Annotated in this window: 17 protein-coding genes; 5 read left to right on the forward strand and 12 right to left on the reverse strand. The window is 68.7% G+C overall.

What is annotated here, in order from left to right:
• Nucleotides 1-3: 3 nt before the first annotated feature.
• From IW248_RS07175 to IW248_RS07190, 4 genes are all read right to left on the reverse strand, one after another.
• The gene (locus IW248_RS07175) at nt 4-486 is read right to left on the reverse strand and encodes a DUF2231 domain-containing protein (protein ID WP_124820502.1); all 483 of its coding nucleotides are present in this window, start codon (nt 484-486) and stop codon (nt 4-6) included.
• 117 nt (nt 487-603) lie between these two features.
• Nucleotides 604-1,239 (reverse strand): LysE family translocator, encoded by a 636-nt coding sequence (locus IW248_RS07180; protein WP_196926239.1) that lies wholly within the window; start codon nt 1,237-1,239, stop codon nt 604-606.
• 90 nt (nt 1,240-1,329) lie between these two features.
• On the reverse strand, nt 1,330-2,373 hold the full coding sequence (locus IW248_RS07185) for an SEC-C domain-containing protein (RefSeq protein ID WP_196926240.1): 1,044 nt from the start codon (nt 2,371-2,373) through the stop codon (nt 1,330-1,332).
• 92 nt (nt 2,374-2,465) lie between these two features.
• The gene (locus IW248_RS07190; RefSeq protein WP_196926241.1) at nt 2,466-3,296 is read right to left on the reverse strand and encodes an NAD(P)H-binding protein; all 831 of its coding nucleotides are present in this window, start codon (nt 3,294-3,296) and stop codon (nt 2,466-2,468) included.
• A gap of 103 nt (nt 3,297-3,399) precedes the next feature.
• Here IW248_RS07190 and IW248_RS07195 point away from each other — a divergent pair, with 103 nt between their 5' ends.
• Nucleotides 3,400-4,326, forward strand: coding sequence for an AraC family transcriptional regulator (locus IW248_RS07195; RefSeq protein WP_196926242.1), 927 nt, complete (start codon nt 3,400-3,402; stop codon nt 4,324-4,326).
• Between the two features lie 134 nt (nt 4,327-4,460).
• On the forward strand, nt 4,461-6,530 hold the full coding sequence (locus IW248_RS07200) for a phosphocholine-specific phospholipase C (protein WP_196926243.1): 2,070 nt from the start codon (nt 4,461-4,463) through the stop codon (nt 6,528-6,530).
• 108 nt (nt 6,531-6,638) lie between these two features.
• On the opposite strand, the gene IW248_RS07205 is transcribed toward IW248_RS07200, so the two are convergent.
• On the reverse strand, nt 6,639-7,631 hold the full coding sequence (locus IW248_RS07205; RefSeq protein ID WP_196926244.1) for a helix-turn-helix transcriptional regulator: 993 nt from the start codon (nt 7,629-7,631) through the stop codon (nt 6,639-6,641).
• A gap of 104 nt (nt 7,632-7,735) precedes the next feature.
• Here IW248_RS07205 and IW248_RS07210 point away from each other — a divergent pair, with 104 nt between their 5' ends.
• Nucleotides 7,736-8,209, forward strand: a complete 474-nt coding sequence (locus IW248_RS07210) for a VOC family protein (RefSeq protein WP_196926245.1) — start codon at nt 7,736-7,738, stop codon at nt 8,207-8,209.
• Between the two features lie 20 nt (nt 8,210-8,229).
• Here the strand turns inward: IW248_RS07210 and IW248_RS07215 are convergent, their stop codons facing one another.
• From IW248_RS07215 to IW248_RS07240, 6 genes are all read right to left on the reverse strand, one after another.
• Nucleotides 8,230-9,066 carry an aldo/keto reductase gene (locus IW248_RS07215; protein ID WP_196926246.1) on the reverse strand — a complete coding sequence of 279 codons (837 nt, stop codon included), beginning with the start codon at nt 9,064-9,066 and terminating at the stop codon, nt 8,230-8,232.
• 73 nt (nt 9,067-9,139) lie between these two features.
• Entirely contained in the window at nt 9,140-11,032 is a 1,893-nt protein-coding gene (locus tag IW248_RS07220; RefSeq protein WP_231396215.1) for a DUF2075 domain-containing protein, read from the reverse strand.
• Between the two features lie 155 nt (nt 11,033-11,187).
• On the reverse strand, nt 11,188-11,523 hold the full coding sequence (locus tag IW248_RS07225) for a nucleotide pyrophosphohydrolase (RefSeq protein ID WP_196926248.1): 336 nt from the start codon (nt 11,521-11,523) through the stop codon (nt 11,188-11,190).
• A gap of 344 nt (nt 11,524-11,867) precedes the next feature.
• Complete coding sequence (locus IW248_RS07230; protein ID WP_196926249.1) at nt 11,868-12,371, reverse strand: hypothetical protein; 504 nt, start codon at nt 12,369-12,371, stop codon at nt 11,868-11,870.
• A gap of 272 nt (nt 12,372-12,643) precedes the next feature.
• Nucleotides 12,644-12,847 carry a DUF397 domain-containing protein gene (locus IW248_RS07235; RefSeq protein WP_196926250.1) on the reverse strand — a complete coding sequence of 68 codons (204 nt, stop codon included), beginning with the start codon at nt 12,845-12,847 and terminating at the stop codon, nt 12,644-12,646.
• The gene (locus IW248_RS07240; protein ID WP_196926251.1) at nt 12,840-13,727 is read right to left on the reverse strand and encodes a helix-turn-helix domain-containing protein; all 888 of its coding nucleotides are present in this window, start codon (nt 13,725-13,727) and stop codon (nt 12,840-12,842) included. The genes IW248_RS07235 and IW248_RS07240 overlap by 8 nt, the downstream gene beginning before the upstream one ends.
• 231 nt (nt 13,728-13,958) lie before the next feature.
• On the opposite strand from IW248_RS07240, the gene IW248_RS07245 reads away from it, so the two are divergent.
• Nucleotides 13,959-14,261, forward strand: a complete 303-nt coding sequence (locus IW248_RS07245; RefSeq protein ID WP_124820491.1) for a DivIVA domain-containing protein — start codon at nt 13,959-13,961, stop codon at nt 14,259-14,261.
• On the forward strand, nt 14,258-14,509 hold the full coding sequence (locus IW248_RS07250; RefSeq protein ID WP_196926252.1) for a hypothetical protein: 252 nt from the start codon (nt 14,258-14,260) through the stop codon (nt 14,507-14,509). Before IW248_RS07245 ends, IW248_RS07250 begins: the two co-directional genes overlap by 4 nt.
• Before the next feature lie 422 nt (nt 14,510-14,931).
• On the opposite strand, the gene IW248_RS07255 is transcribed toward IW248_RS07250, so the two are convergent.
• A complete protein-coding gene (locus IW248_RS07255; protein ID WP_196926253.1) occupies nt 14,932-15,132 on the reverse strand; it encodes a DUF4926 domain-containing protein in 201 nt (66 codons plus the stop codon).
• Nucleotides 15,133-15,171 lie beyond the last annotated feature (39 nt).

Here is a 15,171-nt window from a genome sequence, read left to right on the forward strand (position 1 = left end):
CCGTCACTGGCCCTCCCAGACCGCCTTCGCCCCCGAGTCGCCGGTGCGGTACACGTAATACACGGTGACGGCGGCGGCCACCAGCGACAACACCTGCAACGCCGGGGTCAGCAGCCGGGGGCGCGCACCCTCGGCGGGTCGCGGCGGAACGAGCCGGACCAGTGCCAGGGCCACAACCCCCAACCCGATGCTGGCCCAGAACGTGATGTCGCCGAACTCCTGGTGCGCCTCCAGCGTCGGGAGGAACTCGGGGGTGACCCGGTTGGCGGCGCGCATCCGCTCGAGGAAGGCGTCGCCGGAGAGCTTCGTCAGCAGGGCGGCGACCGGCGTACCCACGGCGAGCAGCCCCAGCACCCACCGGGTGTGCGGCCGGATCAGCGGGACGAACGCGTAACCGACAGTCAGCAGGGCCAGCAACGGCACGAACACGACCGCGGCGTGCAGCAGCAGAGGGTGGGCCGGGATGCCCATGAACTCCTCGAACATCGGCGTCTCCTCCGATAACGTCGCCCTGGACGTTGATCGTCCACAGGGCGACGCTATCGGTACCGCGCCGGCATGTCATCCCCGTCGATCGCTCACCTGCCGCAACGCAGTGCGGCCTCAGGTCGCCGCCGCACGTACGCCGAGGCCGACCAGGAGCACGCCGGTCAGCCGATCGAGCGCTCGTCGCACCGATGCGCTGCGCAGCAACCGGGCGGCGGCACCGGAGACGACGGTCCAGCCGGCGAGCCAACAGGTGTTCATCGCGCCGTGCGCCGTGGCGAGGAGCAACATCGGCACCAGCACCGGTCGGCCCGGTTCGAGGAACTGCGGCGCCAACGTGAGGTAGATGGCGGCGGCCTTGGGGTTCAGCACGTTGCCGAGCAACCCTTGCAGGTACGGGTGGTCCACGCGCCAGGGCAGCCTTCGGGCGGAAACCGTCGGTCGCCGTCCCGCCCCCACGCGACGGCGCGACGCGGACCAGAGCATCCAGAGCCCGAGCCCGACCAGATAACCGGCCCCGACCAGCTTGACCACCCAGAACGCCTGCGACGAGCGCAGCACCAGCGCGGCCAGGCCGACAGCGGCCAGCGTGGCGTGAACGTAGAGCCCGGTCACCGTACCCAGGATCACCCACCAGCCCTGCCGTCGCCCGCCGGTGGCGACCCGCGAGACGACAAGGGTCAGGCTCGTGCCCGGCGTGGCGGTAATCGGCGCGACGGCGAGCAGGAAGCCGAGCACCGCGACCCCGCGCACAAGTCCCTCCTAATGGCTATCGACGTCAAAGCCGTTAGGGACGCTACTCTCCGGGTCAGGTCGGCAGCCGCCGCGCGATAGCCGCCGTGGTCAGCTCCGCGAGCGCGGCAGGCAGTCCTTCTTGTACTTGAGGCCCGAACCGCACCAGCAGGCGTCGTTGCGCTCCGGCGGCCAGGCGATCCGTGCGCTGGGCCGCGCCGACACCTCGGCCGCGTAGCCCGCCCGCACCGCCGCGTCGGCCGGATCGCCGCCACGCCGACCGGCGAACGCTGTCAACCCGGAGACTGTCGCGCCGAACACGCCCAACCCGGCCTGACCGACCTCCCTGAGCCGAACCAACTCCGTCTCCAACCGGCCCCGGTGCGCGTCCCAGTCCGGCCCGTACACCTCGCTGAGGGCGGGATGCTCGGCGAGCAGACGATCGAGCTCGGCCCGCGGCCAGAAGAGCAGATCCGACTCGGAGTCCCTACGCTCCCCGGCCCGACGCACGAGCTGGGTTTCCAGCCGGTCCGCCAGGTCGTCCTGCCGGTCGTGCGGCAGGTTCAGATTCCGGCGTACCCGATGCCGCTGTTGCAACAGGAAGAACGCGACACCTGGAGCGTCCGGCGGACCGAGATCGACCACCGGGTCGATCGCGGTGCTGGCCGGCCCGGACGCGGCGGTCGCGCGGTCGCCGAGCACTGTGTCGACCGCCTCGCTCAGCCACGTCTCGGCGGTCGCCGAACGCCCACCGGCGTCCAGCGCGGCACTGACGTAGGCGGGCGCGTCGGGCTGCACGACCAGCAACTGGCGCAACGCGGCCAACTCCGCCATCGCCTCGTCGTCGCGACCGCCGGCCCGGAACAGCGCGCGGGCCCGCAGCGCGCGGGCGAACCCGGCCCGAGGGTCATCTCCGGACGGGTACGCCGCCAGGGCCTGCTCCGCGTACCGCAGCGCCGCCTCGGGCCTGGCGCGGATCTCCGCGATCTCGGCGGCCAGCGTCAGCGCGTCGCCGGCGTCGTCCGGATCCTCCAGCCGGCCCTGCTCGGCGGCCTCCGCGAGATCGGCGGCGACGCCGAGCGGATCGGCCATCCCGAGCGCCGAGCGGCGAAGTTCGGCGAGGTCAGCCTTGGTGAGTGTCTCTCTCGTCGGCACGATCTCACGGTACGTCGGGGTGCTCGCGGTATGCGGGCAGATCACCTGTTACGCCGCTCTCATACCGGCTCTCATGCCGCCCGCCGTGCCGACTAGGACCACGCGCCGGCCGCCGCAGCCTGGGCGGCGTAACTGTCGAAGTCGAGCGGGTCCCGTCCGAGAACCCGCCGTACCCCGTCGGCCGGTTCGGCGAGATGGCCCGCCCGCATCCCGGCGAACAGGGCGTTCAACGCCGTGGCCGTCTCCGCCGGATAACCCTCGGCGAGCAGTTCGGCGTGGTACTGCTCCGGGGTGAGCTCCACGTAGCGGATCGAACGGCCGCTCACCCGGGCGATCGTCGCCACCGCCGCGGCGAAGGTGAGCGCACGAGGACCGGACAGGTCGTACACCTGTTCGTGGTGACCGGGCGACGTCAACAGCGTCGCGGCCACGTCGGCGACGTCCTGGACGTCGACGAACGGCTCCGGCGTGGTGCCCATCGGCAGGGCCAGCCGACCGTCGAGCAGTGGTTGGCGCCACAGGTCCTCGCTGAAGTTCTGGCTGAAGTTGTTCGGCCGGATGATCGTCCACTCGATGCCGGATTTCCGCACCGCCTCCTCGGCGGCGAGCATGCCGGGGGAGAAGTCGCCGACCCGGTCGATCCCCCGGCCGGAGAGGGCCACGATCCGGCCGACACCCGAGTCGACCGCCTGGGTCACGAAGTCGCTGGCCGGCGCCGGGTCCTCCGGGGCCAGCAGATAGACCGCGGAGGCGCCCGCCAGGGCCGGCCGCCAGGTGTCGCGTCGCGACCAGTCGAACCGCACCTCACCGGAGCGAGAGGCGGCCCGGACGTGCCGACCCGCCGTCCGCAGCGTCTGGACCAGCCGACGACCGGTCTTGCCGGTCCCGGCCATCACGAGTATCGAAGGTGCGTCAGTCGTCATGACCACGATTCAACGCGCCCGGCCCCGGGCGGGACATGTCCTGTCGTACGCCAGGCATGTCCGATCGTCCGCGGTCCATCCTCCGCGACCTATCGTCGGTGCCATGGACCCGTTCGACAATCTGCTGCGCGGTTTGCACGCCGACGGCGCGGCCTTCGGCCGGTCGGTGCTGACGCCGCCGTGGGCGCTGCGGTTCACCGACGGCGCCCCGCTGACACTGTGTGTCCCGATGCGGGGCGAGGGCTGGATCTCCCACCCGGAGAGCGACAAGCCACGCCTGGTCCGGGTCGGCGAGGCGGCCACCGTGCGCGGGCCGGCGCCGTTCGTCTTCTCCGCCGAGCCCCGGTCGAGCTTCGAGCCCGGGGAACTGCGGGACGTCCGGCGCGGCCAGACCGGAGTGGTCGACCCGGTCGGCACGGACCACACCGACCGTCTCGTGCTGCTGGTCGGGGTGTACCACGTCCGTCGCCGGGTGCCGCAGCGGCTGCTGGGCGCGCTGCCGCCGGTGCTCGTCGTGCCCGAAGACCAGGACTGCGCCGCGCTGCGCGACTACCTGGACGCCCAACTCGACGCGGGTCGGCCCGGACGGCAGGTCGTGCTCGACCGCCTGCTGGACTGGTTGTTGGTGTGCACGGTGCGGGACTGGTTCGACCAGCCGGAGGCCGAGGCCCCCGGCTGGTACCGCGCGTTGAGCGACGACACGGTCGGTCCGGTGCTACGCGCCATGCACGAAGCGCCGGGCCGGCCGTGGACCCTGGCCAGCCTCGCCGCGCAGGCTGGGGTCTCCCGGTCCACACTGGCCAAACGGTTCACCGCGTTGGTGGGCGAGCCCCCGCTCACCTACCTGACCGACTGGCGCATGACAGTGGCCGCCGACATGCTTGCCGAGTCGACAGCGACGGTCGCCGCCGTGGCGCGTCACCTGGGGTACGCGGACGCCTTCGGCTTCAGCGCGGCCTTCAAACGCGTGCACCGCATGAGCCCGAGCGGGCATCGACGACTCACCCGTGCCGACGCCACCGCGGCGTGACCGCTGCTCTTCAAGCCCCAGAGCCGGTCGACGAGTGGTCGCAAAACCAACGAACTACGGTCATCTGCCGTCAACCCGTCGTCGGTAGCGTCCGGTCGCCAGTTTCCCGACCAGGTCGCACAAAAGGCGGAATTATGGGCACGGTGGATCGCCGTACGTTCCTCAAGGCGATGGGAGTTCCCGCGATCGGCGCGGCGCTCCCGATGGACCTCAGCAAGGCGCTCGCCATCCCGGCGAACAACCGGACCGGCTCGATCAATGACGTCGAGCACGTCATCATCCTGATGCAGGAGAACCGCTCCTTCGACCACTACTTCGGCACCATGCGCGGCGTACGCGGATTCGGTGACCCCCATCCGGCGACACTGTCGTCCGGCAAGGACGTGTGGCACCAGCCCAACGGGGCCGACGAGTTGCTGCCCTTCCGCCCCGAGGTGAAGGATCTCGGCCAGACCTTCCTGCCGGACCCGCCGCACGGCTGGAACGACGGGCACGCCGCCTGGAACGACGGCCGGTTCGACAGGTGGGTGCCGAACAAGGGCGTCACGGCGATGACCTACCACACCCGCCAGGACCTGCCGTACCACTACGCGCTCGCCGACGCGTTCACCGTCTGCGACAGCTACCATTGCTCCCTGATGGGCCCGACCGACCCGAACCGCTACCACATGTGGAGCGGCTGGGTCGGCAACGACGGCAAGGGCGGCGGCCCGGTCATCACCAACGCGGAGGCCGGCTACGACTGGTCCACCTACCCGGAGCGGCTGGAACGCAACGGCATCTCCTGGAAGATCTATCAGGACGTCGGCACCGGCCTGAACGCCGCCGGGTCCTGGGGCTGGACGAACGACCCGTACATCGGCAACTACGGCGACAACTCGCTGCTCTACTTCCACAAATACCAGAACGCGCAACCCGGAACGCCGCTGGCCGACAAGGCCAAGACCGGCACCGAGGTAAGGACCCAGGGCCGCGACCCGGAGGCGCTGCTGGCCGACTTCCGCGCCGACGTCGAGGCGGGACGCCTGCCGGAGGTCTCCTGGATCACCGCGCCCGAGGCGTACACCGAGCACCCGAACTGGGAGCCGGCGTACGGCTCCTGGTACATCTCCCAGGTCATCGACATCCTCGCCTCGAACCCCGAGGTGTGGAGCAAGATGGCGCTCTTCATCACGTACGACGAGGAGGGCGGCTTCTTCGACCACGTGGTCCCGCCGACGCCCCCGCAGACCCGCGAGCACGGCCAGTCGACAGTGCCTACCACCAACGAGATCTTCCCCGGCGACGCCGACCACCCGGCCGGGCCGTACGGCCTCGGCATCCGGGTGCCGATGGTCATCGTCTCGCCCTGGACGCGCGGCGGCTACGTGAACTCGCAGGTTTTCGACCACACCTCACTGATCAAGTTCCTGGAGGCGCGGTTCGGGCACGGCCGGCCGGACCTGATCGAGCAGAACATCACCCCGTGGCGGCGGGCCGTCGTCGGCGACCTGACCACGGCCTTCGACTTCCGGCACCCGAACCGCTCGCGCGAGGTCAGGTTGCCCGACACCGACGACTTCAAGCCCGAGGACCTGGTCCGGCACCCCGACGAGGTGCCGGTCCCGCCGGCGGACCAGCGGCTGCCGAAGCAGGAGCACGGGGTACGCCCGGCACGCCCGATCCCGTACACCCTGCACGCCGACGGGCACCGCGGCGGCGACTCGTTCCGGATCGACTTCCGCAACTCCGGCGGGGTCGCCGCGGTCTTCCAGGTCCGCCAGGCGGGCAGCGCGGACGCCCCGCGCAGCTACACCGTCGAGCCGGGCAAGCACCTGACCGACACCTGGCCGGTCACCTCCGGGTACGACCTGTCGGTGCACGGGCCGAACGGGTTCTTCCGCCGGTTCACCGACGGTCGGTCCCACCTCGACGTCACCCCCTCGTACGACGAGCGCGACTACAAGCTGGCCCTCACGCTCAAGAACCGCCTGTCGAAGCGGGTCGAGGTGACCATCCGGGACGGGTACAACGCCCGTCCGGTCACGCTGTCGCTGCGCCCCGGCGAGGCCGAGCGCGTCACGTGGGCGCTCGCCCGCACCCACGGCTGGTACGACCTGACGGTCCACGTCGCCGGTGACGCCGACTTCGCGTACCGCTGCGCGGGTCATGTCGAGAACGGCAAGGACAGCATCAGCGACCCGGCCCTCGGCGGTCTCGTCTAGGGCGTCTGTCGGCCCGGCGCTGGATGATGCCTGCGTCAGTCGGCGGCGGACGTGGTGGTGAGCGTTATGACTCAGCGGCGTATTCATACCTCGGAGTCATAACGTTCATCACGGCATCCGCCCGCGCGGACCTCCCGTTCCCGGCGCAGTCACGGCGCGGGTGATGCGGTCGCCGAGCCGACGCAGATGGTCGACCAACTCCACTGGCTCGTGGACGGTGAAGTCGCACCCGAGCAGCGTGAGCCGGAAGGCGAGCCAGTCGACTGTGTCTTCCGGGCTGTGCCATCGGCACGACACGTCGTCGAGCGGCTCCAACTCGCCGGCGTGGTCGCCCAGCCGGGCAGCCGCCTGCTCGGCCGGCAACGCGAGCGTCGCCACCGCCCGGAACACCGGTGCCAGGCTGTAGAGCTGGTCGGTCACGAACGCGGACGCGTCGTCGGTCGGTAGCTCGCGGGGCGCCACCCGTACCCCGGTTGTCGTCGCGTGTTCGACGCGGTCGACGCGGAACGTGCGCCAGTCCTCGCGCTCGTTGTCATAGCAGACGACGTACCAACGACGGCCCACCACGACGAGCCGGTGCGGCTCGACGAGCCGCTCGCTGATGCCGCCGTCGCCGTCGCGATAACCGAAGCGGACCCGTTCGTGTGCCGAGGCTGCTGCCGCGAGGACGATGAGCTGCGTCGGATCGACAAGCGACACCGCCGCCGCGGTCGACGACACGGTGGCCGCGGTGAGGGCGCTGACGTGGCGGCGTAGCCGCGGCGGCAACACCTGCTGGAGTTTGGCGAGGGCCCGCACCGACGCCTCGGCGATGCCGGCGACCGGCTGCCGGGCCGCGGTGTGCAGGCCGACAGCGATCGCCACCGCCTCCTCGTCATCGAGCAGCAGCGGTGGCATCGCCTTACCCGCGACCAGCCGGTAGCCGCCCAGTGCGCCCAGGCTGGCCTGGACCGGGTAGCCGAGCTCCCGCAGTCGGTCGATGTCGCGGCGCACGGTCCGCGGGGTCACCGCGAGACGCTCGGCGAGTTCGCTGCCGGGCCATTCGCGGGGCGTCTGCAGAAGGGAGAGCAGTCGTAACAGGCGGGCCGGTGTGTCGCGCATGCTCCCATGATGGGTCCAGATCTAGGACAGTTACCAGCCTAGATCGCGTCTAACGTCGCCCATCTGAGTGCGCGGACGCCGCACCAGAATGAGGAGACGAACCGATGAAGGTTGTTCCCGACGGCTACCACACCGTGACCCCCTGGATCATTTCGCCGGGGAGGACGGGCGCACTTATCGACTTCATCGTCGGCGTCTTCGACGCCACCGAACTGGCCCGCATGGAGGTGGACGGCGTGATCGGCCACGCCGAGGTTCGTATCGGGGACTCGGTCGTGATGATGTTCGACAAGCCCCGGTGGCCGGCCACGCCCGCCTTCCTGCGTCTCTACGTCGCCGACGACGCCGAGGTGCTCCGCCGGGCCGTCGAACGCGGGGCGAGCGTCGTCACCGAGCCGACCGAGCTCTTCTGGGGCGACCGGGTCAGCCGTTTCCGGGACCCGCTCGGCAACCTGTGGTGGATCCACCAACGCGTGGCCGAGCCCACCGAGGAGGAGATGGGTCGACGGCTCAACGACCCCGAGTTCACCAAGGCAATGGAGTACGTCCAGGGTGCCGACTTCTCTCCCCACAGCTGACCATCAGCGGGGTGGGTTCGTCAGAACTCCTCGTACACCGCCGGGTCCTGGTCGGAGAGCCGCCCGTCCGGACGGCCCAGCGCGGTGATGGCCTCGACCTGCGCGTCGGTGAGCTTGATGCCGAAAACATCCAGGTTCTCGGCCTGCCGCTGCGGGGAGGCGGCCTTGGGCAGCGGAATCACCTGACGGGCCACGTGCCAGGCGAGGATCGCCTGCGCCGGGCTGACGCCGTGCGCGGTCGCGATCTCCACGACGACGGGATGCTGCTGCAGGTCGTTGCCATGGCCGAGCGGGCTCCACCCCTGCACCAGGATGCCGTGCTCCCGGTGGTAGTCGAGCGCCTCCTGCTGCGGAAAGTACGGGTGCACCTCGATCTGGTTGACCACCGGGGCGACCCCCGTCTCGGCCACCAGCCGCTCGATGTGCTCGGGCAGGAAATTGGAGAGCCCGATGTGCCGGACGAGTCCACGCTCACGCGCCTCGATCAGCGCCCGCCACGCCTGCACGTACAGATCGACCTTCGGGTTCGGCCAGTGGATGAGGTACAGGTCGACCCGGTCGAGGCCGGTGCGGAACACACTCTCCTCGATGGTGGTCAGCGCCTCGTCGTAGCTGTGGTGCCGCCCCGGCAGCTTCGAGGTGACGATCAGCTCGTCCCGCACGGCACCGGCCGACCGGGCGGCCCGACCGACAGCGCCCTCGTTCTCGTAGTTCACCGCCGAGTCGATCAACCGGTAGCCCGCCCGGATCGCCTGACCGATCGCGTCGGCACCCGCCGAGCCGTTCAGCCGGTACGTGCCGAGCCCGATCGCCGGCAGGGTGGTGCCGTCGGCTGCCGTCAGCTGGGGAATAGCCATGGTTGATCTACCTTTCGTCGACCGTGACTGGACCCTACCCGCACGGATTGGGCTGCCGAGACCAACCGGTCGATCAGCTCAGGTCGGCGTCCGTTGGCGCCTCGTAGACCGTCTCGACCGACCGGATCACCTTGACCATCGAGGCGAGGTACTCCCGTGTCTCGGCATCCGTGGAATAGACGATCGTGCCCTTCAGCCCGCGGGTCAGCAGGACCTTGTAGGTGTTGCGGATCAATAGATCCGCTTCGGCGTCGCTGACCGCCTTGCGGCTGCGGAACGCCGGGTCCTTCGACTTCTCGCGCCGCGTCACCAGCCGGCCGTCCCGAGCGACCAGGTCCGGCCCGACGATGACGCCCGACCAGTCGTACTCGAAGCCCTGCGCCGTGTAGACGCAGCCCACCTGACCGAAGCCGTTCGGGTCGGTGGCCCAGAACGCGCTGCCTGGCGCCTCGCCGACGCTGCGGTCACTCTTGACGTTCCAGGGTCGCGACCACAGGTCGACCTGCACGTCCGGCACCAAACTGTCATCCGGACGTGGATCGCTCCACGGCCAGCAGTACCCAGCGGACATTCTGGCGGTCACACCGGGCGCCTGCTTGCTGGCGAGGAAGGCTTCCAACTCCTCTGGCGACTCGGCGAGACGCAGGTCGACCTTCCCGTCGCCGGTCCAGACCGAGGGCTCGCCGCCATCGAGACCGAGCAGGTCAACGACCCACCCCTCGTACGTCTCGCTGCCACCGCACCGGAACTGGCCGTGCAATGACACGACCTCGACGTCGAGCTTGAGCTTCTTCGCGTACGACGAGATGACCTCGACGTTGCCCAACTCGCCCGGCTTCACCACCTGATGCTCGTCGAGCAGGAAGACAGGCACCCGGGCCGCGGCGATGAGTTCGTCAATCTGCGAACGAGCCTCCTCCCGCCGAGCTTTCGGCGTGAAGCGGTTGACGGACGTCTCCCGGATGCGGTGCGCCTCGTCGCAGATCAGGACGTCCAGACCGTTGCGTTCAGCGGACATGAAGCTGTTGAAGTAGCCAAACAGATTCTTCAGCCGCGTCGAGCCCTTTCCGGCGTACCGGCGCAAGGTCTGGGTAAACGACCGCGAGCCCGTGGCGTGCATGACGGAACGGTTCTGGCGCGCCAACTCGCCGAGCACCGACAGGGCGATCACGCTCTTGCCGCTGCCCGGTCCGCCCGAGACGACCACGACCGACTTACGGTCCGCCGACCGCGCCTTCTCCACGGCATGCAACACCAACTCGTACGCCACACGCTGCTCATCCAGCAGCGTGAAGCGCGACCGATCCTTCAGTTCCTGGGCGGCGTACCGCAGCAGGTGCCGGCTCGGCCGAACCGAACTGGTGAGGAAACGGTCAGCCGCGCCAGCGCCGGAGGCCGGGGCGAGGTGGGTACGGAGATAATCGAGGAACTGGCCCCGCCGTTGCTTGGTGAAGATCCGGCTCTGCTCGGTCGCCTGCCGATCGAACAGATCACGGATGTCGCGGTCGGTCGCGTTGTGCAGGTACGCGGCCCCACGGACCGGGTTCCGTTGCTCGGCGAGGATGCCGAGAAAATCCGTCAGGTACTCGCAGTAAAGCTCGACCTGAACGCCGGGGTGGAGCCGTGGGCCATGCGCATGCTCCACTGCCACGAGGGTCTCAGAACCCTCGTGGGACTCGGCGTAGGACCACTGCTTCAATTCGACGACGACGTAGGAGTCGTCGGACGTCCGGGGGTCCACACCGGCAAGCACCACGTCAACCCGCTTGCTGGTCAGCGGCAACTGATACTCGACCAGCATCTCCACCTGGCCGAGGCCCGCGTCGGCGAGATCCTGCCCCAGCACCGCGAGGCTGTGCGACCAGGAACGACGTTCTGCCGGACTCACGTTGCGACCGATCTGCTCCACGATCCGGTCTGGGAGCATGCCCGTGGCACTCAGGCGCAGCAGACCATCGGCAGACATGCGGAACGCTGACAACAATTGCCCCCGGGCAGCACGAAGTGATCGTGCGCATGGGGGGCGTGTCCGGCAGCCGCCGAAAGCCCGTCGTGACGCGCTTCTACGTGATGGACTGTAGCGAAGAGATCAACTGAGCGCCATGGTGGCCCTGCCCGTGGCTACCGTTTCGCCGCCGACCCGCGAGCCTGCTCGACGGGGTAGCGGCGAGCCGAATCCACAAGCTTGGTCCGAGCCGCCTCTACCAGGTCGATGCCGAGTACGTCGGCGAGCCGAGTCAGATAGATCATGACGTCGCCGATCTCGGCCCTCACCCGGCTACCCGCCTCCGGGTCAGCCATGACCGCCGCGGACTGCTCCGGCGTAAGCCACTGGAACTCAGCAATCAGCTCACCGACTTCGCCAGCGAGCGCCATGGCCAGGTTTTTGGGCGTGTGGAACTGCTGCCAGTCCCGTTTTTCAGCGAATCCTCGTACGCGGGCAGTCAGGTCGTCCATGGCGTGGAGCATCGCAGACCCGCGTACCAGCAGCTCGCGCACCGATGGCTGCGGACGCGCACGGCCACGAGGGCGCATGCGAGCTCAGCACGAGGGCGTGATCGCGGCGTGGGTGGCGGCGACAACGCTGGTGTTGTGTCGCTCGACGCCATGGGCTGCGAGCAGGGGGCCCAGGAGTAGCCTCCACGCCCCCGGGTGCTGACGCATCGCACGAGATCGGCACTCGGACTGCTCGATGAATCTTAGAGTGTCGATTTCGCACGAATGCGTCAGCTCGACGCGAGCTAGGCCGAGATGCTGAGAGAAGCCGTCGTATCGAAGGAATTGCTAGGTGCCGCCCCTGATCACAGCGAGACGATGACCGGTTGGATCTGGACGTTCTTGGTCAGCTGCTGTGGCGAGGGGATGGGTGTGCTGATATTGACAGAAGTGTTGTAGCCGTAGATGACGACCCCGTCGAGGTGGTTCGCGCCCGGCCAGTTCGACTCCAGACGGACCGCCATTTGAGTAGGGAAGTTGGTCACCTCTTCGGCGCACGACCGGATCAGGACGACGCTCGGAGTAGCGGTCAGGTGGGTGGCCAGCATCCTGGCCAGCTTCTTGTAGGTCCAGCCCCAGTCCTTGGCGCCGGCATCGGCGTCGCCGATCTCCTCGTCGTTGCCGTGCGCACGGATGCACAGCGGTTCACCCGCCTGCACCCCGGCCAGGTAGGTGGCCAACTGCCGATCCGCCTCGGCCTGGGTGAGGCCGGCGTCGATGGGCAGGAGGGCACCCCAGGCAGCCGCTCCCGAATCGGGCCCTGCAGATTGGCCTCGGGTATTCGGATCCTGCGTCGCGACGATGAACATGACATTCTCCTTCGGGGTAGCCGCGTGTTTCAGAAGAACCGCCGAAGGCAGATTAGCGCGGTCGTCGAAGAATGATGTTGTCAGCTATCCGGCTCAAATGGATTCTGTCGTTGGTCGGACAACTGTTGACCGCTGCCAATAAGGCGGGATTGGTTGACGTCAGTCATCGACGTGCAACTCCCGGACGCGCAATTGGCATGCGGTCGATGCCGGCTGACGCCGTGCCGATCGCAGGGGTCGGTCCCCGGTACTCGTGCCGGGCGAAGTCGTCCTCAGCTGACCCGTCCTCCACGTTTGGCAGCCGCAATGAAGTCGGTCCAGGCCCGGGCGGTGAAGGTGAGAAGCGGTCCCGTGGAATCCTTCGAGTCGCGGACGGCGACGACCTCGGCGAGGTTCATGGCGACCTCGACGCAGTCGCCGCCGTTGTCACCGCTGCGGGTGCTCTTACGCCAGACGGCGCCGGTCAGATCAGTCATGCCGCATCTCCCCAGCGATTCGCTTGATCATGTCCTTCGATTCTGCCTCGCCGAGGGCCAGCCCATCCAGCCCTCTCCAGACCCGCTCGTAGGCTGCCAACTCGTCGGGTTTGTCGAGGTAGAGCGCCCCGGTCAGCGATTCGCTGTAGACCACCGACGGTTCCGGCGCGGCGCGACCGCCCTTGGTCGGCGGAAAGTCGAGGATCACAAACGACCCCGCAACTGCGCCGGGCTGCGGTCCGGCCGCCAGTGGCAACACCCTAACGCTGACGTTCGGCAGCTCGGACAGCTTGGTTAGGTGATCGAGCTGTGCAGTCATGACCACCGGCCCGCCGACGCCACGGCGGAGAACCGCCTCAGACAGCACAGACTCCAGCCTGGGCGCAGTCGGCAGTCGCCGGAAGAGCAACGCCTGCCGTTGTAGTCGGACCTCGACAGCCCGCTCGCGATCTTCCTCGCTCAGCATCCCGCCAAGGCGGTAGAGCGCGTGGGCGTACTCCTTGGTCTGAAGGATCCCCGGGATGAGTGACTCGTCGTAGCGACGGAGCCGGGAGGCGGCGGACTCTAAGCCCACGTACAGCTCGAACCAGCTCGGCACCGCATCCCCGTACGCGTGCCACCACCCTTTGGACTTCGTCTCCGCAGCGAGCCCGCGCATCGCCTCGGTCATCTCGGGCGACACCCCGTACAGCTCGCACATCGCCTTGACGTCGAGCACCCGCACCGACCCCTGGCCGCACTCGAGGCGCCAGATCTTCTGCCGGCTGTATTCGAGTGCTTCGGCGGCGGCGTCGAGCGTCACGCCGGCCTCGTTGCGGAACTGCCGCAGCAGCCGGCCGAGTTGCCGGCGCGGGACGGTCGATCCGATGTCTTCGGGCATTCGTGCACTCCCTGGTTCCATGACGCAACACTGCGTGACCTGCTCTTGCAACTCCTACGGGTTTCGGGAAAGAAAGTCAATGCATAACAGCGAAATTGCGGTCTGGAACGTTGCGCATCCACTGCGGACTGTCGCAGGCTGGTCACAGCACGGCGGCCGGCCGGTCCCCCCGAACGGCTGCCGTGTTTCCCCGAACACTCCTCGCCCCTCCGCATAGGAAGGCAGGCGGACATGAACGCCAAAAGCCAGCGACCAGGGACGGCGAGCGGTGGCGCTACCTACCGCTCTGCCGCGTACACCAGTTTGTTGCCGTGGCAGGTGCGTGAGCGCCGCTTCGTGCCGGTCGGGCTCGGGCGCCGCGGTCTGAACCCCGACGACGTTTACGCCTTCCTCGACCGGGTCGCCGTCGACATGGCCGCCGTCTACGCCGCTCTCGCCGAGAGCCGCCGCGAGACGGCCCGGATCAAGGCCGGGCTGCGTCGCTGGCAGACCGATCAGGCCCGCGCCCGCAACGAGCGGGACCAGGCCCGATGAGCCAGCGGTACGTCATCCACCTGCCCGTGGTCGCCACCGACCTGCCCGCCGCGCAACGCCTGGCCAGGGTCATCGGCCGGTGGATGCTGGTGCTTCCGATGACCGACCCGGGGGAGACCATCGTCTCCGAAGAGGACCATCAACTCGTCCGGCACCGGGCCTTCTGCGACCTGCGGATGGCAGGCGGCCGGCGCTGCCTGCTCCGGGATGGCCACGACGGCGCCTGTTCACGCCGATTGCGTCGCTGACCAGTCGGGCCGCGAGAGCCGAGGTCGTGCTCGGCCAGGGGGTGTTGAGAGGACCTAGGCAAGCGGCATGGTCGCCTGGTCGACGTACTGGTCGCCGTCCTCAGTCAGTTCCGCTGAGGGATTGCTGCAAGCCATGCCCCCTCGAACCCTCGTCATGTCACGAGACGGTAGTTAGGAACGCGAGGGTTGCGTTCCTCGATCGGCTTGTCCATCGGTCGGACGGTGACTCCGTCTGGAATCGGCGCTCGACACACGTGGAGCCCTTCCATGCAGGTGTCACACCAGAACGAGACGTACCCGGCATTGTCTGCGGGCAGTGCTGTGAAGACCATCCTAGGGTCCGCTGCCCGCAGTTCGGACAGGCGAGATCTGACGCCGCCGGCAGCGCACGGTAGACGACGTCGTACGCCGTCTGCCACTCATCAAAGGTGGCCATCGCCCTGCACCATCTGGTCGGCCCGAAGCGTGACCATGGCGATGGTGCGGCCACCGGCATCGGCAAACTCGACTTCGAACATGGGCGGGGGGCCGTCGAAGACGTCAACGACGCTCCCTACCGCGCCCGCAGACAGTTGTTCACTCGGCCGGGCCTCATGGACCTCGACCACGTCGTACAGCTCCAACCTGTCGTCCTTCCTCGCGCGGGGACAATTGGTCACCAT

This window comes from Micromonospora ureilytica, assembly GCF_015751765.1.
Taxonomy (GTDB): Bacteria; Actinomycetota; Actinomycetes; order Mycobacteriales; family Micromonosporaceae; genus Micromonospora; species Micromonospora ureilytica.

Excerpts from the sequence above, each read along its gene's own strand:
- IW248_RS07175 (WP_124820502.1), bottom strand. The coding sequence starts at position 486 with ATGTTCGAGGAGTTCATGGGCATCCCGGCCCACCCTCTGCTGCTGCAC.
- IW248_RS07190 (WP_196926241.1), bottom strand. The coding sequence starts at position 3,296 with ATGACGACTGACGCACCTTCGATACTCGTGATGGCCGGGACCGGCAAG.
- IW248_RS07195 (WP_196926242.1), top strand. The coding sequence starts at position 3,400 with ATGGACCCGTTCGACAATCTGCTGCGCGGTTTGCACGCCGACGGCGCG.
- IW248_RS07200 (WP_196926243.1), top strand. The coding sequence starts at position 4,461 with ATGGGCACGGTGGATCGCCGTACGTTCCTCAAGGCGATGGGAGTTCCC.
- IW248_RS07205 (WP_196926244.1), bottom strand. The coding sequence starts at position 7,631 with ATGCGCGACACACCGGCCCGCCTGTTACGACTGCTCTCCCTTCTGCAG.
- IW248_RS07210 (WP_196926245.1), top strand. The coding sequence starts at position 7,736 with ATGAAGGTTGTTCCCGACGGCTACCACACCGTGACCCCCTGGATCATT.
- IW248_RS07215 (WP_196926246.1), bottom strand. The coding sequence starts at position 9,066 with ATGGCTATTCCCCAGCTGACGGCAGCCGACGGCACCACCCTGCCGGCG.
- IW248_RS07220 (WP_231396215.1), bottom strand. The coding sequence starts at position 11,032 with ATGTCTGCCGATGGTCTGCTGCGCCTGAGTGCCACGGGCATGCTCCCA.
- IW248_RS07225 (WP_196926248.1), bottom strand. The coding sequence starts at position 11,523 with ATGGACGACCTGACTGCCCGCGTACGAGGATTCGCTGAAAAACGGGAC.
- IW248_RS07230 (WP_196926249.1), bottom strand. The coding sequence starts at position 12,371 with ATGTTCATCGTCGCGACGCAGGATCCGAATACCCGAGGCCAATCTGCA.
- IW248_RS07235 (WP_196926250.1), bottom strand. The coding sequence starts at position 12,847 with ATGACTGATCTGACCGGCGCCGTCTGGCGTAAGAGCACCCGCAGCGGT.
- IW248_RS07240 (WP_196926251.1), bottom strand. The coding sequence starts at position 13,727 with ATGCCCGAAGACATCGGATCGACCGTCCCGCGCCGGCAACTCGGCCGG.
- IW248_RS07245 (WP_124820491.1), top strand. The coding sequence starts at position 13,959 with ATGAACGCCAAAAGCCAGCGACCAGGGACGGCGAGCGGTGGCGCTACC.
- IW248_RS07250 (WP_196926252.1), top strand. The coding sequence starts at position 14,258 with ATGAGCCAGCGGTACGTCATCCACCTGCCCGTGGTCGCCACCGACCTG.